16 protein-coding genes are annotated in these 17,512 nt (G+C 43.2%); 4 read left to right on the top strand and 12 right to left on the bottom strand.

Going from position 1 to position 17,512, the window contains the following annotated elements:
- Window positions 1–66 precede the first annotated feature (66 nt).
- Window positions 67–765 (top strand): SDR family oxidoreductase, encoded by a 699-nt coding sequence (locus LBL30_03890; protein ID MDR1032232.1) that lies wholly within the window; start codon window positions 67–69, stop codon window positions 763–765.
- A gap of 6 nt (window positions 766–771) precedes the next feature.
- Here LBL30_03890 and LBL30_03885 read toward each other — a convergent pair whose 3' ends face one another.
- The 12 genes from LBL30_03885 to LBL30_03830 all read right to left on the bottom strand — a co-directional run bounded on the left by LBL30_03885 (window position 772) and on the right by LBL30_03830 (window position 12,841).
- Window positions 772–1,827 carry an alpha-ketoacid dehydrogenase subunit beta gene (locus tag LBL30_03885; protein ID MDR1032231.1) on the bottom strand — a complete coding sequence of 352 codons (1,056 nt, stop codon included), beginning with the start codon at window positions 1,825–1,827 and terminating at the stop codon, window positions 772–774.
- Window positions 1,808–2,797 carry a thiamine pyrophosphate-dependent dehydrogenase E1 component subunit alpha gene (locus tag LBL30_03880; GenBank protein MDR1032230.1) on the bottom strand — a complete coding sequence of 330 codons (990 nt, stop codon included), beginning with the start codon at window positions 2,795–2,797 and terminating at the stop codon, window positions 1,808–1,810. The genes LBL30_03885 and LBL30_03880 overlap by 20 nt, the downstream gene beginning before the upstream one ends.
- 118 nt (window positions 2,798–2,915) lie before the next feature.
- Complete coding sequence (locus tag LBL30_03875; GenBank protein MDR1032229.1) at window positions 2,916–3,905, bottom strand: GDP-mannose 4,6-dehydratase; 990 nt, start codon at window positions 3,903–3,905, stop codon at window positions 2,916–2,918.
- 47 nt (window positions 3,906–3,952) lie between these two features.
- Window positions 3,953–4,546, bottom strand: a complete 594-nt coding sequence (locus LBL30_03870) for a class I SAM-dependent methyltransferase (GenBank protein MDR1032228.1) — start codon at window positions 4,544–4,546, stop codon at window positions 3,953–3,955.
- 234 nt (window positions 4,547–4,780) lie between these two features.
- Window positions 4,781–5,578 carry an FkbM family methyltransferase gene (locus tag LBL30_03865; GenBank protein MDR1032227.1) on the bottom strand — a complete coding sequence of 266 codons (798 nt, stop codon included), beginning with the start codon at window positions 5,576–5,578 and terminating at the stop codon, window positions 4,781–4,783.
- Window positions 5,579–5,590: 12 nt separating this feature from the next.
- On the bottom strand, window positions 5,591–6,463 hold the full coding sequence (locus LBL30_03860) for an NAD(P)-dependent oxidoreductase (GenBank protein ID MDR1032226.1): 873 nt from the start codon (window positions 6,461–6,463) through the stop codon (window positions 5,591–5,593).
- Window positions 6,457–7,701: a hypothetical protein gene (locus tag LBL30_03855; GenBank protein MDR1032225.1), complete on the bottom strand. Its 1,245-nt coding sequence runs from the start codon at window positions 7,699–7,701 to the stop codon at window positions 6,457–6,459. Before LBL30_03855 ends, LBL30_03860 begins: the two co-directional genes overlap by 7 nt.
- Window positions 7,674–8,579, bottom strand: coding sequence for a Gfo/Idh/MocA family oxidoreductase (locus LBL30_03850; protein MDR1032224.1), 906 nt, complete (start codon window positions 8,577–8,579; stop codon window positions 7,674–7,676). Before LBL30_03850 ends, LBL30_03855 begins: the two co-directional genes overlap by 28 nt.
- A 4-nt stretch (window positions 8,580–8,583) precedes the next feature.
- On the bottom strand, window positions 8,584–10,158 hold the full coding sequence (locus LBL30_03845; protein MDR1032223.1) for a PfkB family carbohydrate kinase: 1,575 nt from the start codon (window positions 10,156–10,158) through the stop codon (window positions 8,584–8,586).
- Entirely contained in the window at window positions 10,137–11,123 is a 987-nt protein-coding gene (locus tag LBL30_03840) for a GDP-mannose 4,6-dehydratase (GenBank protein MDR1032222.1), read from the bottom strand. Before LBL30_03840 ends, LBL30_03845 begins: the two co-directional genes overlap by 22 nt.
- A 2-nt stretch (window positions 11,124–11,125) precedes the next feature.
- Window positions 11,126–12,121, bottom strand: coding sequence for an SDR family oxidoreductase (locus tag LBL30_03835; protein ID MDR1032221.1), 996 nt, complete (start codon window positions 12,119–12,121; stop codon window positions 11,126–11,128).
- Between the two features lie 15 nt (window positions 12,122–12,136).
- A complete protein-coding gene (locus LBL30_03830) occupies window positions 12,137–12,841 on the bottom strand; it encodes a hypothetical protein (protein MDR1032220.1) in 705 nt (234 codons plus the stop codon).
- Window positions 12,842–13,450: 609 nt separating this feature from the next.
- Between LBL30_03830 and rseP the strand changes: the two genes are divergently transcribed.
- From rseP to LBL30_03815, 3 genes are read left to right on the top strand one after another with little or no spacing between them, the layout of a single operon-like run.
- A complete protein-coding gene (gene rseP / locus LBL30_03825; GenBank protein ID MDR1032219.1) occupies window positions 13,451–14,599 on the top strand; it encodes an RIP metalloprotease RseP in 1,149 nt (382 codons plus the stop codon).
- On the top strand, window positions 14,596–16,854 hold the full coding sequence (bamA, locus tag LBL30_03820; protein MDR1032218.1) for an outer membrane protein assembly factor BamA: 2,259 nt from the start codon (window positions 14,596–14,598) through the stop codon (window positions 16,852–16,854). The genes rseP and bamA overlap by 4 nt, the downstream gene beginning before the upstream one ends.
- Entirely contained in the window at window positions 16,851–17,381 is a 531-nt protein-coding gene (locus LBL30_03815; protein MDR1032217.1) for an OmpH family outer membrane protein, read from the top strand. The genes bamA and LBL30_03815 overlap by 4 nt, the downstream gene beginning before the upstream one ends.
- The last annotated feature ends 131 nt before the right edge of the window (window positions 17,382–17,512 follow it).

Genomic DNA, 17,512 nt, shown 5'->3' with positions numbered 1-17,512 from the left:
TAACATCCCCCCCCCCCCCCCATCCTCCTTAGATATCTCGTACATGATCTGACTCATCCTCTACAGATTGATGAACATTTTGATGCAATAGTGCATACCGCGGCGAGCGTTGGGTATGATTATGACTTTGAAACCTTTAAAAGGAATAATATCGACGCCACCAGTAATATAATCGAATTCGCCAAAGCTAATGGAGCTACAAAAATCATTTATTTATCATCTACATCTGTTTATGGTCGCGCGGAGAGGATAATCCATGAGAATACAGATATAGTTAACTTCAATCATTATGGACTAACGAAATATGTTGGCGAGCTTATTGTAAGCAGCCAAAAGCAGATAGAATCTTTATGTCTAAGACTCCCTGGGGTTATGGGAAAAGGTTCACATGGTGTTTTGCTGCATAGCTTTGCGGCGAAAATGTTGATTGACGCTCCGATAACTATACATTCGCCAGAGTTTCAAATAACTAATTTTATCCATGTAAACGATTTAGCTGAATTTATAAGCTTGATGCTGGAAAGAGATTTTATATCGGATACGCTGGTTTTAAGCTGCCATAAAGGTATGAAGATGATTGATATAGTGGACAGAATGAAGCTTAAGCTGAACTCTAAATCTAAAATAATTATTAGCGAATCGCAGAATAAGCCGTTTACTATAAATAGCTCTAAAGCGAAGGCGGTCGGATGGGTATCTATGAGTCCGATTGAAATTATCGATGATTATTGTGCTACTTTAATGACCGAAAATCGACGCAGTTAAAAAAACTTAAAACGGCCCGACGAATTCTTTGTTAGGAGAATCCAGGTAATCCTTGGGCTTGACGTTCAAAAATGGATCCTGATTTTTCAGGCCGAGTTGCTGCCTGACAGCGTTTACTATATGCTCTGGCATTGGATAAAAGTAATTGCTTAGAGCACGAGTAGTAGGCGTAGGACAATCCGGCAACGCTATTCTGATAGGCGCTTCCTTGAGATCTTTAAAGGCTTTTTCGGTAACTCTGGCAACAATTTCAGCGGAAAACCCGGACGTCAGGTGCCCCTGATCACACACGACCAACCGGCCTGTTTTCTTTACAGACTCTAATATCATAGCGTCATTCAACGGAGCTATGGTTCTGAGGTCAATCAGATCAATATCAATGCCTTCTTTTAGTAGGATTTCAGACGCCTTTATGGCGTCGATAGTTGAATAAGAGGAGGCCACTACAGTAGCATGTTTGCCGGTGCGAATTAAGTTTGGCGATCCTATTGGAATTCTGTACAGCCCGTCCGGAACGTTGCTTGTTGTATAATGAAGCCAGCGATGCTCAACAAATATCACCGGATTAGGATCCTCAATACTGCTTATAAGAAGCCCCTTGGCATCGTACGCTGTAGACGGCATTACAACTTTAAGCCCGGGTACATGCGCAAACCAATTGTGAAGACTTTGTGCATGCTGCGCGCCTTGCCCCCAACCTCGGCCAACAATCATACGCAAAACTATCGGTACGCTGTCTCCGCCAGCAAACATATAGTGCCATTTTGCAGCTTGATTCACGATTTGGTCCATCGCCAAAACCGCAAACTCCATCCTGGCAAAAACCATAACTGGCCGTATACTGACCAAGGAAGCGCCAAGAATTATGCCAACCATTGATGCTTCGGAAATCGGCATCTCCAGCACCCTATCTGCTCCAAAATGGTCAATCAGCCCTGACGTGGTGCCATAGGTTTGCGAAGCATCCGGCACGCCCTGACCTATAACAATGACCGAATCATCAGCCTTCATAGCCTCGTAAAGGCCATCACGTATTGCTTGGCTATAGGGAATTACTGGCATCTTTAAACACAAATTTATTAAGGTCTGGTCTTAGCGGAAACGGCGCCGCTTGTGCCTTGTCAAAAGCTTCTTGTATTTCTGCTGCAATTTCAGCTTTAAACTGTTCAATTTGGTCCGTAGACAGTACTTTTGCATTAAGCAGTTTTTCTTGCATCAATTTTACCGGATCCCTTTCTTTCCAGCGACTTACTTCGTCATCAGGCCGAGAGTCTGATTCTGGTCCACAGTTACCAGTATAACGATAGGTATCGCACTGAACAAAGACTGGCTTGCCATTACTTCTTACATCATCAACTATACTTGCCAGTTTTTTTGCCAATGAATTGCAATCTTGCCCATCAAATCTATATGCGCCGATCCCAAAACCTTCTACAATGCGAATTATAGCTTCGTCATTTCTTCTTCTTTTGGTTATATGAGTACTCACAGCATAAAAGTCGTTTTCGCACATAAAGATTACCCTAAGGTTGTTCATCAAAGCAAAATTTAAGGATTCGTAGAAAGCACCTTCTTCTGTTGAACCATCGCCAAAAAATATGACCGTTACTTTATCATTTTTTTGAAGCATTGAACCAAAGGCCAGTCCTACCCCGATAGGTATAGTGCTGCCAACGATAGGTACACACCCCACAAAGCCAACATTTCGGTCTATAAGATGCATGGAGCCTCCTCTACCAGCTGCGCAACCAGTAGATTTTCCGTAGAATTCCGATATCATAGCGTAAAGACTTCCACCTTTGGTCAGGTAGTGCGCATGAGCTCTGTGAGTACTAACTGTATAGTCACTGATTTTCAGAGATTCACACAGCGCGACAGCTATTGCTTCTCGTCCAATGCAAAAATGAATCGGACAACGCATCTCCTGCTCGCTATGCCTACGCACCAACTCCTCCTCTACCATTCGTACACGTAAGAGTTTGCGAAAGAGTTTAGATTTGTCGATGTTTATAAAATCGCTTTTAGTCCTCATATAATTTATCGGCATAAAATCTATTAATTAATGTGCTGATGTGTTCGATTTACCTCTTTCTGGATGCCAACCATATTTTAAACAATTAGAAATCTACAGTGAAATTACATTCCTCATTTTAAGCCCTTAAGGTAAAAGTGCATGGTTCGTCGTGTAACAGATTTAGGTACTTTCTTCCCCAACTGATCATATCTTCAACTCCTTGTTCCAAAGAGACAGCCTCCTTATAATCCAACTCAGATTTGATTTTACTACTGTCAAGCCAATACTGAGAATCTTCACCCTTTCTGCCAGGAACCAGCTCTACTAAATCCTCGAACCTTAAATCCAATCTTTCTGCGACCAACTCAACCAAATGATGAATCGTTACTGGCTTATCTGGACCAACATTGTACACCTCCCCCAAACGACCTTTTTCCAAAACCATAAATATAGCTCTAGCTAAATCATGTGCATGCATATAAGACTTCTTGGCTACGCCCCCTCCTTCTAAAGGCAATTTTCTACCAGTTAAGCCATAATAAACAGCCTTTGGCAATATACGATATAGTTGCTGACCTGGAGCATATGCATTTGAAGGCCTAATTATGTTCATGGGGAAATTCTTTGCTTCCCACAAGACCTGCAAATGCATGTCGAAAGCAAATTTTGATACCGCATATGGAGTAGTAGGATTTATCGAACTTCTTTCATTTGCAGGATGATTTACTGGTCCGTATAATTCTGAAGTCCCTACTTGTAAAAATTTCTTTAAATAATTGCACCCTATTAAATATTCGCAAATTTTAGCGAGGGCCACAACATTCGTTTCATACCACAAAAAAGAGCTTTTCCATGAGACGGTATACCCTTGTGCAGCAAAATTTACAACATACTCAGGCTTATACTGATCAAACAACTCAAACAGCCTACTTTGTTCGAAAACAAGGTGTACTTGCTCGTATCTATAACGCGGATCTCCATTGCCCACTCCTAAAGTAAAGGCCTCAGATTTAGGAGGATTGCGCCCAATAGATAATACAAACTCTGTATCTTTTTGTTCTAAAAGATATTTTACAAAGTGTATTGCAAAAACACCACCGCCGCCTAGTACTGCATAACGTGACATTCATTATTCTCTTAATATTTAAACCTTGTTTCTAGTATCCTGTGCCGTCAAACAATTGTCCAATCATAATCACCTGTATAACCAGCTTCTTCAAATACCTTATACCAGTCCTCTGGGTAGCCGTGAAATTTGGCTGTTAAAATCCAAGCCTCGCATGCTGCTTTCTGTTTTTCATTTTCGTAAGCATCGATTTGTATAAACGACCTGCCTTTACTGACTCTGCTAATCTCTTTAAGAGCTTTAATTAAATCAGCGCGACTCAAATTATGCAAGGTATTTATAGACAAAACCAGATCAAAATATCTATCGGAGAAACACAACTCTCGTGCATCGCCTAGATATAACTTATCATATACTTCAGTTTCGCAATTATTTAGCGCATATTCCGATACATCGATACCAATGGCTTCCAATCCAGGCAGACAATTAGATAAATCCTTTACCAAAAATCCCTTAGCGCAACCTATATCTAAAACCTTCATTCCTGGGTGCAGCCCATAATGTTTTATAATTTCTTTAGCGACCGGAATCCACCTGCCGTCGTACTTATATCCTCCATAGCCATACTGCCGCGGACCATCGAAATATTCTGCTCCGAACTCCCTTGCCTTGGCAATTATCTCCGGAGTCTTATTAGCCAAACGCGCTTCTATATCCCTTCGAGCTTGAGGCAAGGATCTTAATAGATCTACACGCATATTAAAGAATCAATTTTTTCGAAAAAATGGTGCATGACCGGAAAATCATATCCCAATATCTTTCTACAAGCGTGATTAATGTCTTCTTTTTTTATATATGGGTAGTAAGATACTGTTTTAAATAGCATAAGTATCCTTCTCTCTAAAAACGTAAACAATGGATCGGCGCGACAGTCATCAATTTGTTGCCCCCCCCCCGTCGTACTCATCACACAACCTCAGCAAACAGTTCATTGCAATATCTTCCGCGTTGTTAAGAAAAAGAAAAATAGATAAAAGCAATATACGGCCCAAAAATTCCTCATTAAGATGCTGTTTAGCAAGAATGTCCCATCGTTTTATCCAAACTGCGTCAGAAACCATAAGATATCCGTACCTATCACTAGTGGTAAAAGCGGACATTGGCTTTCCTTTTCCGTCATAATCCAAATTAACCAGCTCAAAGCCTAACTTCTCTAAAAAAGCATTTATTTCACCAAAAGATACATTTCGCTTATAAAGTGGCTTGAACAACACTTCGCACCTAACTCCAAGAACAGATTGCTCAAGCTGGTTTTTAGCTCCTTTCAGAACATCTAATTCAGTACCTTCTACATCTAGCTTAATAAAATCCACATCCTTATCTTGAAAAATGTTGTCTAGCGTGTCTACGTGTATTGTTCCTTCTGTTTCCACCTGACTTTCATCAACTACATGATTTATTTGTTTCATTTGACTGTTATCTACTTCACAAAGTGTCGTTATGGCTTTATGCGAGCATTGCCGGGACACCTTGGTTGCCTGCTCACTGTAAAGGCCCATGTTGTAGATTTTTATATTCTTATTGCCGCTATACTTTTTTTGCAATCGATTGCATTCATCACCATCTATGTCGAATAAATGAAAATTCGCCAAGTCTTTTAATGGTTGCCAAGTCGGATGCAGTCCATAACGCGCACCACCATCAACAACATTCATCTGTAACCTATTTACCATTAAATATTTCTCCTAAACATCAAATTTCATAATCTTATCTATACTTTCTCTTAACTCAGTTAAAGTCAAGTCAGGAAAAGCCCTAAATAGGCAGGTAGCGTCCATGTGTCTATGCGTGATAGTAGCATTTGGTCGTTCAGTTTTTGCTATTTTTCCCCGGCCGAGCTTGCCAATAATAATTGTCGCTACTTCATAGAAACTGTATGATTTCAAAGAGCTGGCATTAACAAGGCCTACGCTTCTTCGGTATAGGATTTTTGTGATTATCGAAATTAGATCGCCTATGTATAAATGATTTCTGATCTCCTCCCCTTTGCCAAACAGGGAGATTTCTCCGCTATCACGTGCCTGCCTTAAAAACCGATTTGGGCCGTATCCATTATGCGGATCTCCTGCGCCGTATACAGCAACAGGTCTTACGATCGCTAAATCGGTATGCAGATCGTTTAGCATTATTTCTCTTGTCCTGTGCATAGCGCCATGGAAATCGGCTGGATTAGCTGGCGACGATTCGTTAATAATCGTATTTTTGAACGAATACACCGCATCTGAGCTGAGGTAAACCACATGAGCAACCGGTTTTTGAGTCAAGGCTTGTACAAAATGACGCCCCATATTAAGGTTACTCATAAGAGCATCGACACCTTTGCCTTTATCAGGGGTGATTGCTGATAAAAACACAACGCTGTCTGTATGCTGCAAAGTGTCCAGCAACTTTTGAACCGCCTCCGATTTTTCAAGATCTATTTCATTCCTGGTGATTGGCAAAATCGCTATACCATCATTCTGCAGAGTTTTTACCAAATGTTTTCCAATAAATCCGCCTGCCCCCAGAACCACAACACGCTTAGGCGCAATCTCCTTGCTATTCAGATGCGTCAGCATAGTACCTCGCCAAGCGTATAAACGGCCGCCGACTTAGGCTTTGTTTTTATGACGGCGTATGGATCTAATATATCTCCCTTAAATTTACTGTAATCAAGCTCAGAAAATTCCGGCCAAGGGGTAAGAATTGCCAGAAAATCAGAGCTATCGATTACTTGTTGACCGGTTTCCATAATTGATTGGCTATCAAGGTTTGGAATGGATTTTACCACTGGATCAAAGGCCTTAACTGTATAGTATCCATTTATGGTATTTATAAATTTCACACTTGCAGAATTTTTTATCGAATGAGTATTCTCCTTATACGACAAACCCAGCACACCTACGCTAGCCTTTTTGCTTCCGGTTAACTCCTTAAATTTCCTCAATGGCCAGAATGAGCGATAACTGCTGTCATCGATTTGAGCCTCAAGCATCTTAACCAAACACCCGTGCTCGTAGGCAAGACGCTTAACCGTCGCCATATCCCGCTCTAGATTTCCACCAGCAATCCCAAGCCCAGGCTTAAGGTAAGCATAAGGGCCTATACGCTTATCCAGTCTTAATGTTTCCGCTATATCAGACCAACTTGCGCCAATATTCTCACACACACTGGCCAGCATGTTAGTAGTCGTCACGGTTGCAGTAAGATACATATTGATAGAAATCTTTGCGAATTCCGCGCTTTCATAATTCATAATAAACCTTGGACAGGAATACCTTTCCAGATATTCACCCAGAATAGCTGGAAGCTGCTTTACTCTGTCTTGTGCGCCTACAATAAAACGCTCTGGATATAAGGCTCGCTCTACAGCTTTGCCAAATATTAGGGTCTCAACCTGATAAAAAAGCCTGCTTTTATCAAAATCCAACGCCCTGGTATATCCTGGCAAGACCTGACTTAAGATTACAAGCAAGCAGCCTTCGTTCAGGCGGTCGCGTATATTTAAAAAGCTTTCAGTAATTACTGAAGTGTCGCTGCCGCCCTGATCATTGGTCGGAACGTCAATTGCTAAATACACAATATCACACTGCCCCAGATCTGCTGCAGAGGAAGTAAATACAAGTCGGTCTTTGTTTTTTTGGGCCAGCTCAGTTAGTGAGGGCTCTTTTATGGATTCGAAGGAGTGCTTTTGCGCATAACAGAACACCCGAAATTCGCCTGATCCTTTCTCGGCAGCCGCAACTGCCGAGACATAAGCCAAATGACTTGCCCCGACAAAGCCGATTGTTAGTGCGGTAGGTTTGCTTGAATCCATCTGTCGTTTCCTAAATTGCTCCAGCTTTTACCTTTTAAGCAAAGATTTTTGAAAAAATCATATTCATCCTGCCAAGTTTGATCGCTTTGCACCAAAGCCTTAGATTCCTCAGTTGGCCGGCCGCTCGGGCGAATGCGACTGCGCACGGTGAAGATGGACGGCCCCCATTTGCACAAAGAATCTATATGCGCCGATCCATTTTCGGCCAATATAGTACAACAGAAGCTGTTTCGCCAGCTTAAAAGCGTCATTTCAAGCTCTATAAACGGTGTTCCTTTCGAGATCATAATTGCATGGTCGGGGGCGTTATTTTCAAACTTATGACAGCATTCCAAGCTGAACGAAGCAATCTCGCGCCCAAACCAAAACAGCACAGTATCCAACAGATGCGAGCCTATATCGTACACAACCCCATATCCCTGGTCTTTCCAGTCAGACTTTTTGACGTCAAGCGCTGTTCCGTTCCCATAAAACATCCTGCAGCTGTATATCTTGCCAAGCATGTCGGAATCCAATACGTGCTTCATGTTGACGAAGTGCCGCTCGAACCGGTGATTATAGGCAGTATAGCTTACCAGATTATGCTGACGAGAAAGGTCCTCCAACGCCGTAAACTGCTCGTTTTGTAACAAAAGCGGCTTTTCCGCCAAGACGTGTTTCTTGTTGGAAAGCAGATAGTGGATAGCCTCATATTTACCCTGATATGGCATACAGACAAACGCTGCATCAAAGCTGTCAAGCGGCACATCAGATAAAGATTTATACTGCGCACCCTCAGCAACCGGATCAACGCTTCCGGCAAAATCACTGCCCAGAAAACCACGCCGCTTGTTTCCCTGTATCCCGCACCCAACAATCAAAACTCTAAGTGATGACATTTATCTAATTGCTACAATGCCTGCTATTTAAAGACTGCAATCGATCAATCATATCGACTATATTTTCTGGCTTTACAGGAATGTTACCATCTTGTTCGCACTCAATCGCTGCGGCGAAGCTGCCAAGAATAGCCGCAATAACTGGATTTTTGGAAACCATTATGCCCAAAGTAGAATATGCCAGCATCGCATCGCCTGCGCCGACCGCGTCAACTGCATTTTTGCAAAACGCGTCTATATTGAAAAAAGCTCGGGGAGAATTGATGTTTTTATTTCTGAAAACCATAACGCCTTTTTCACCAACCTTTAGTATCATAACGCTGCAGTTGCAGCGTTCATAAAGCTCAGTCCCCAACGGCCTGATGACCGAATCCTGATCGCCAAGGGCAAAACGAGCCTCGCGTTCGTTAGGGGTGATAAGGTCAAAATCTTTGAAGTCCAAAATATTTCCCCAGCGGCTGGCTACCTGGCTGTCCGCAATCTTGAGTTGATTTTTTGGTATAGCTTTTATAAGCGAAGGTATCGTTTCCTTAGCGAAAATCCCATGACGAAAGTCGCTGAACACCACAGCCTCGCATTCAGAAGTTGCGATATAGCCTGATACTTTATCAAGGATTTTATCGGATATAGCTCTGTTATCGACCGTATCGACCTTAAGAAGTCTGTAGCCGTCCACGACAATGGCATTCTTGTTAGTAGTCGGCCGATTGTCATCAATGACGGCATTAACCGTAACGCCGCTGTTTACCAAGTCTTGTTGTATATATTTACCGTACTCGTCATTGCCTAAAACGGTCGTAAACATCACATCAGCGCCAGCTTCGCGCAGGTGCTTAGCAACGACAGCCGCCCCGCCAACATAATCCTCTTTTTGCTCGTGACGCACGCTCATGGTTGGGGTTTTCGTCATTCCTCCAATTACCGAGCATCTGGTCAAACTGTCAACGATCGAGTCACCGACAACGTGCACCTTCCTGCCCTTAAAGTTAGCGAGCGTCTTTCTTAGATCGTCAAACGAAACACCTTCTGCGTCCATAAGTAAGGCTAGCTTCTCTTTGGCTAGATCCGGCATTTGCGACTCGATGATATGGGACGATGAGTACACAACATCGCCAGGAGTGAAGATAACCTCGCCACCATATGACTCTACAACATCGGCCTCCTCTCTGGTTTTATGATGCATAGCGCCAGAGTGAAAATACTCATACCCCTTGCAGAAAAAATCCGGCTGAATAATTTCTATATTCTCCAGCGGAGCTGGATTTCGGTCGATAATTACAAAGTCAACAATCTCGAATGCAGCCAGATTGATCGCCCTAAGGTCCTCAGGCACATAAGGCCGCATGTTCGCCTTGGTTATATGCGCATCGCAGGTAATGCTGGCCAAAAGCAAATCACCCTTGGATTTGGCGAATATAAGATGCCGGATGTGTCCGGGGTGAACTATGTCAAATGTTCCATGACACATGACAAGTTTTTGCTGCCTGGGGCGGCTCCCAACCGCTTTTAGTACTTCTGCGACGGATTTTATTTTCCCACTGTATCTGGCAAAATCATTCATGTTAGAGACCCAAACCACTGCTTTGTTGCTTGCTCTATCTTATTGGGCGTCCAAAGCGGAGCGTTTTCCCAGTAGTTTATATTATCAAGCACTTTTTTCACGCCATCTTCAAACGAAACCTCCTGCCTCCAGCGCAACATATTGGTTATTTTGGTGATGTTGGCCCAAGTACAGTCCGGCTCGCCTGGGCGTTTGGGAATGCTTATAGTTTTGCCACTCAGCAGTTCCACCAACCTGTTGACCGACTGAGGCTTGCCGGCACCAAGGTTGAAGACCTCTCCGGAAATTTCGGTTTCTGCCGCCAAATAAAATGCCTTGGCAACATCGCTGGCATAAAGGAAATCACGCGTTTGGGTTCCATCTCCGACAACTGTAAATGGGTGACCGGCCAGCTTTTGCTTCAAGAAAACGCCAAAAACCGCGCCATAAGCCCCAGAGGTACGGGATCTGGTCCCGAATGCATTGAAAATCCTAACAGAGTTAACAGGCAGCTTATACACTTGGTTCCAATGAAAGCCCGCCTGCTCACCCAGGTATTTACTAAGCGCGTATGGATACTCGCATTGTATAGGGTGGTTTTCGGCTGTAGGTACTGATGCTTTGCCGTAGCATGAAGACGATGCAGCATATACAAACTTTTTGACCTCAGCATGCCTGGCGGCTTCAAGAACCTTTACAGTTCCCTGCACATTGACGTCCATATACTCAACCGGATTGTCAATAGAGGGAATTATGTCACCCACTCCGGCAAAATGGAATACATAATCAACCTCCGCAAACACACTGCTGTTGCCAGGGATGTTACATATATCCAGCTTCTCAAACGAAACGTCTGAATTGTTTTTATGCTGATTTATGTTTTCCAGCCTGCCATTGCTGAGGTTATCTACTACGCGGACTTTAATGCCCTCATCGACCAAAAGGTCAACCATATGGCTGCCAATAAAGCCACAACCACCTGTTACAACAGCACACTTCGCCATATCTACGCGGCCCTGGATTGCTTTAAACACAAGACGTTGAAGTACGCGGTATTATTTAAAGAATCAGTGAATTTATTCTCCTTAAAAGCTCGGCAGATATCCTCAACCGCATTCTCCACCGTATATTTGGGCGCAAAACCGAGCGTTTCTTTTATTTTGTCTGAGTTGATATGATACGACCTCAGGTCGTCGCTTGCTTCATATTTGATATCTATTCGGCCCTTATCCGGAAATTCCTTAAGGACTATATCCTTTACGACTTCGGCCAGTTCGCCTATCGACCGGTTCTGATAACCAATATTGAAAATCTGGCCATGAATTTCGTCGGCAGGAGCTTCAATCATAAGCTTATAAGCGTCACACATATCCTGTATATGCAAATTCGGCCGCAGCTGCGCTCCGCCCAGTACCTTGATTGTGCTGTTGACCACCGCATGATTGGTCAGGATATTTACCGACAGGTCAAAGCGCATCCTTGGGCTATAGCCGCATATTGTCGCCGGACGAATAGCAACACACTCAAAATCATCGCTTTTGTGTTTAAACAAAAGCGGCTCACACATGCCTTTGAACTTATTGTAAAGCGTCAGCGGAACCAGCGGATGATCCTCTTTTACATCGGGCTTATCTGACACCCCATATACAGAGCTGCTGGAACAATAGACAAAGCGCCTTACGCCGGCGTCTTTGGCGGTTATTACCAGATTTTCGAAACAGTCATAGTTTATGCTTTTACTTAACCCCTCATCCAGCGCAAAGCTTGGATCGTTTGATATACAGGCCAAGTGAAGTACGACGTCAATGTTGCCGCACGCTTCCTTAAACGCCGCTTTGTCGCGAATATCATTTTTTATGATTTTCAGATTGGGATGAGGCTGCAAACAGCAACCATAATATTGAATGTCATAAACCGTGACGTGGTATCCCATTTCAAGCAGCTGCGGGGTCAGCCTACTCCCCACATACCCGGCTCCACCCGTTATCAGAATTCTCTTCATGGTGTTATCCTCAGGCTATATCGTCAGTTGCGCGGTTTTAGCGTCCTTATAGAACTGCTCGGCAGTTTTTCTGGAATATTCGTTCAAATCTGTTCCCCAAAGCTTAAACTTATCAAGCAAATCGAGCGTCATGGTTATAATGTCGCAACCGCAAGCTTTCGCTTCCACCGCATTAAACAATTCACGAGCGCTGGCCCATAAAATCTTTGTGTTTTTAAGGTCTTTGACGACCTTTTTGGATTCAATCATAATCGGCTTTGGGTCTACGCCTGTATCCGCAATGCGCCCGGCAAAAACCGATATGATGACAGAAGGGCTCGTGCCTATGCAGGCGGCAATTTTGTCTACTTGATTTAGGTTGAAAACCGCCGTTATATTCAACTTAACTCTGCTCTCAGCTAGCCTACGTATAACTTCAGTATTATCAGAGCCATCTGTTTTTAAAAAAGGAATCTTTACGAAAACATTCTCGCCCCAAGACGAGATGTTCTTGGCATCCCGCTCTATGCCAGCCTCGTCATCGGAAACCACCTCAAAGGATATACTTTTGCATCCAACCATTTTCGCGACCTTTACCGCGAAGGATTTATAATCGCTTACTCCGGCTTTTTTAAGTAAGCTTGGATTAGTGGTAAATCCCTGCACCCAGTTAACTTCAGAAAACCGCGCAATTCCTGCTTCATCGGCTACGTCGGCAAAAATCTCTATTCCGTCCAGCATCTTTTTTTGGATTTATAATAAACTCTCACCAAGTATATTAGCCTCCACCACAACTCAGTCAACCCTTTATTAACGATTGAGGGTTTAAATTTATAACGATTGCCAGTTCTCTAAAATTAAAACCATTATTTGATTTACAATTATGAGTCTTATTCAAATAAGAATAGTACATATAAGCATCAACTAATTTAGCCACTTGGAATCGATAGGGCTTATACAACGTAAGAACACATCTATCGAATAGGACTGCATATACGTCTATAAGCCGTCGCCTCAGCGACGCAGCATTAGGTTTTACCGTATTAGATGTCTTTGAGATTTTGCTCTGACCTGCCGTTGATATTTTACCTCTGCTCTATCTTTCCTCGACAAACTAAACAGTACTTTACTCTCACTCAGCTTGAGCTTGCTTGATTGCCAGTGCTGTTAACTGGAATTTATTTAACTCCTGATTTAGAATCGCAAATCTTATCCAAGCAAAGACAGTTCAGACAAACATCAATAATATAGGCTTGGTGGCTTGGCCTTTGTAAAAAGTACTTTAAACGAAGGTAAAAACAAGATAGTTTCAATCTTGCTTTAATTATAGAGGATCATTAACGCGTGGATTTGCTTGGCAACGTTATAGTGTACATTGTGCCATTCATTGCCGGCCTGTCAGTTTTGGTCTTCGTGCATGAGCTTGGGCATTATCTGTGCGCTAGGCTGAATGACGTAAAAGTTGAAACTTTCTCTATAGGTTTTGGCCGTGAGATTTGGGGCAGAACCGATAAGCATGGCACTAGGTGGAAAGTAGCCTGGCTGCCTTTTGGCGGGTATGTAATGATGCTTGGCGATAAAGACGCCGCAAGCGCTCCTGATGCCGGAAAATTGGCATCTATGTCTAAGAAGGATCTTGGTCAAACTGTATACGGTAAATCTCCGCTTCAAAGAATTGCTGTATCTGGAGGTGGTCCTTTAGGCAATTATATCTATGGTTTTTTGGTTATGGCAGCAGTTTTTTTCTTTAAAGGCGCGCCGGATAACCGTTTGACGGTAAAGGAGGTAGTAAGCCAATCCCCTGCCGCTGAGGCTGGGATAATTGCCGGAGATGTAATAGAGTTTGTCGCTGAAAACAAGATCGAAAATCACCAAGATCTTAATAACGTCATTGCAAAAAGTGGATCGGAAGCGCTGTATCTGCGAATAAATCGCGAAGGCACAACGTTAAATGTCGCAGTAACGCCAAAAGAAATGGACTATAAATTGCCTGGCGAGACAACGGCTGCGAAAAGGAAAATGTTGGGCTTGGTTTTTGCACCTCCCGAAACTGTTAAGGTCGGACTTTGGGGGGCGATCACAAGTGCGGGAAAGTTTTGCGTAAAGATATCAAGCGACATTATGCGCGCCCTAACGCAACTTATAACCAGTTCAGATGGGGTAAAAAATTTGGGAGGGCCAATCAGGATCGCCCAGCTTTTTGGAGATATATCTAAAACTGGAGATATGTCAAAGCTGTTGGTCTTTTCGGCAATGTTGTCCATAAATTTGGGATTTATTAATTTGCTTCCCTTGCCAGCGCTTGATGGAGGCGGTATATTTATGAACTTAATCGAACTGGTGGCAAGGCGGCCCTTAAACAGGCGAGTGCAAGAGCTTATAATGCGGTTTGGCTTTGTGTTCTTGTGCGTATTAATGTTGTTGGTAATGTGTAACGACATTTTACGCTTGGATATTTTGGGGAAAATCAAGGGAGTTTTTACAGGATTTTGTCAGTGAAAAAAACGTTTATTACTTTGGGGCTGGTGTTTGGGTGTTTAATGAACGATGGCTTTGGCGATACTTTACGCCGTATTGAAATTCATGGCAACAAGCGCATACAAAGGGAAGCAATTGCCGCGCATATGCGGCTGGAGGTTGGCGACGACATTTCTCCACATATAGTGGACGATATGATAAAGAGGCTTTATGCCACTGGCTTTTTCTCAAACCTCTCGGCTGAGCTTAGAAACGGTAACTTAACGCTGTTTGTTACGGAAAATTCTATGATCAACCGTGTTGCTTTCGAAGGCAATAAGGCTATCAAAGACGAGCATATAAAACTGCTTACCAAAGACAGGGTTGAGCCGCATCAGGTCCTGCGCCGATCTGAAGTGCAGAACGTAATGCGAGATTTACTTCATATGTATCGCGCAAAAGGCTACCTGACCGCGGTGGTAACGCCCAAAATTATCAGGCTCCCCGAGTCGCGGGTTGATGTGGTATTTGAGGTAATTGAAGGCAAGCCTACTACGATTAAAAAAATACTGTTTGTAGGCAATAAGATCTTCTCTACTTCTACTTTGCGCAGTGAAATGCAGTCCAAAGAAGCCACTTGGTGGAGGTTTTGGGGCTACGACGACGTTTACTCTCCAGAGCGGATAGACAGCGATAAACGTGCATTGAAGAAATTTTATAACAATCACGGTTTTGCTGCTTTTCACGTGAAATCTCATTTGGCGGAGCTAAGCCCCGATCGAAAGAATTTCTACTTAACTTTTAGTATCGATGAGGGGGATAAGTATAAGTTCGGCGCAGTTGAAATAGACTGTGAATTAAAGAAAATAGACATTGCGGCTTTACGCAAAAAAGTAGCGTTCAAAAGCGGCGGTATATTCAAAATAGACGATATCGATAAAACCAAAGAGGCCTTTGTCGATGATTTGGGCGCTTTGGGATACGCCTTTGTTAATGTGTATCATACGGTAAAGCTAGATGATCAAAATCGCGTCGCTAACATAACTTTTCACATCAGCAAAGTGTCCAAAGTATTCATAGAACGCATAGAAATATGTGGTAATAACCGTACTTTAGACAAAGTGGTTAGGCGAGAGTTCAGGCTTCACGAAGGCGATCCTATGAATGTAGTTAAGCTGCGCAAGTCTATACAACGTATCAGGGACCTTGATTATTTTGCAATTGTTGAGGCTCAGCCAGAGGAAGGAAGCGCTGCGGATAAAGCGGTTATAAAGGTAGATGTTGAAGAAAAATCAACCGGCCAGTTTAAGTTGGCAGGCGGATACAGCGCTAGCGATGGATTATTGTCTAACTTTGGCGTGAGAGAGCGCAACTTTTTTGGTTCTGGCAAAACGGTTGATGTGGACCTTCTTCTGGCTGGAAGAATGAAAAGCATATCTTTTGGGGTTATGGATCCATACTTTATGGACAAAGATCTTGCGGCAGGCGGACGTATAGGGGGGGGCATTATCAATAGAGTCAAGGAGACATCCACGGAATCGCGGTATTTCGCCATCTCACCTTATATTGGTTATCAGATAACCGAGAATTTGGGACACAGGATTACTTATGGCCTAAGTGTGGAAAATATTAAATTTAAATCTCAAATAAAGAGGCTTGCTGACGCTCCGTCTTGGATAAAAGAGTCTTATGGGCACTTTGTCAGCAGTACTATAAGTTCTGGTCTTATATACAATCAGGTTGACAGCACTTTTTATCCTAAGGATGGATACACTTTAGGTTTAGAGAATTCGCTTGCCGGCGTCGGTGGGAATGTGCACTTTAACAGGCACGAGTTTAATGCCAATTGGTATTATCCATTAACGGAAAAGTTAACCTTCTGGAGCAGCGGAGCAGTTGGCGTAATGGGCGGCGGACGTGTAAGAGATCAATTCTCTCTCGGCGGTGAAAGTTTTAGGGGATTTGAATACGACGGTATTGGACCAAGGACTAAAACCATAGACCAAGACTCAGTCCACGGTACGCGTTACTATAAAATAGGGTTTGGCGTTAAGTGCCCCATTGGAAGCTACTATGAAACTGGCGTTAAATGCACTGTTTTTACCGAATGGGGCAGTTTGTGGAAGTCTAAGTTGCCTAAAGAGTGGGTTTTCGATGACAACAGTTTGCGTGGCAGTGTCGGCTTTGGCATCGAATGGTTAAGCCCCTTTGGCCCCATCAGCCTCAGCTTTGCTTGGGCAATCAAGAAGTGCAAATATGACCAAACGCAAGTCATGCAGTTCGGAGGGCTGATGTGATATCAGTAAACAGAGCTCTGGTTGTTGCTTTAGCGCTAGTTAATTGCTTTTGCATTATCGGCGCTGATGCTGCTGAACCGGCGATCGGGGTGGTAAATGTGGACAGAATTCGCACTGAATCCAAGGCTGCTCGTTCAATCGAAGATCAGGCCGACCAACTCAGACAAAAATACCAAGACGAGATTGCAAAAATTGAAGACAAACTAAGAAAGCAGGCAGCACTTCCGGCTTTGGGATCCAAATCGACAGCTTCTGATGGTGGTTTCGAGAAGCAATACAAAAATCTTCAAACCCTGGCTCGTTCTCGCAAACGTCAGTGGGAAAATGCAGTCACACAAGCAAATGCCAAATTAGAGAACAAATTGAGTGAAATAGTTGCTAGGATTGCTCAATCAAAAGGGCTATTAACAGTGATAAACGTGAGCGCTACTCTCTTCTCTCAAGAAGGAATCGATCTAACAACTGAGGTTCTAGAACGCCTTAATGAAGAGCTTCCTGATATAAAAATAGCGCCTATATCTGATTGACCCTCTCTCCTATGTTGCATATTTATCACTATGCTAATATAGTTATGAGAGGGTGTTAAGGGAAATGGGATGGTTGGAGTTGTAAGATTCATGTATGTTCCGAAACATAGAGAATGTCGTGAGGTTTGATA

The sequence above is a fragment of the Holosporales bacterium genome (genome assembly GCA_031263535.1).
Lineage (GTDB): Bacteria > Pseudomonadota > Alphaproteobacteria > UBA3830 > JAIRWN01 > JAIRWN01.
Note: the sequence above shows the minus strand (reverse complement) of the source record. Positions and strands in the feature narration are given on the sequence as shown.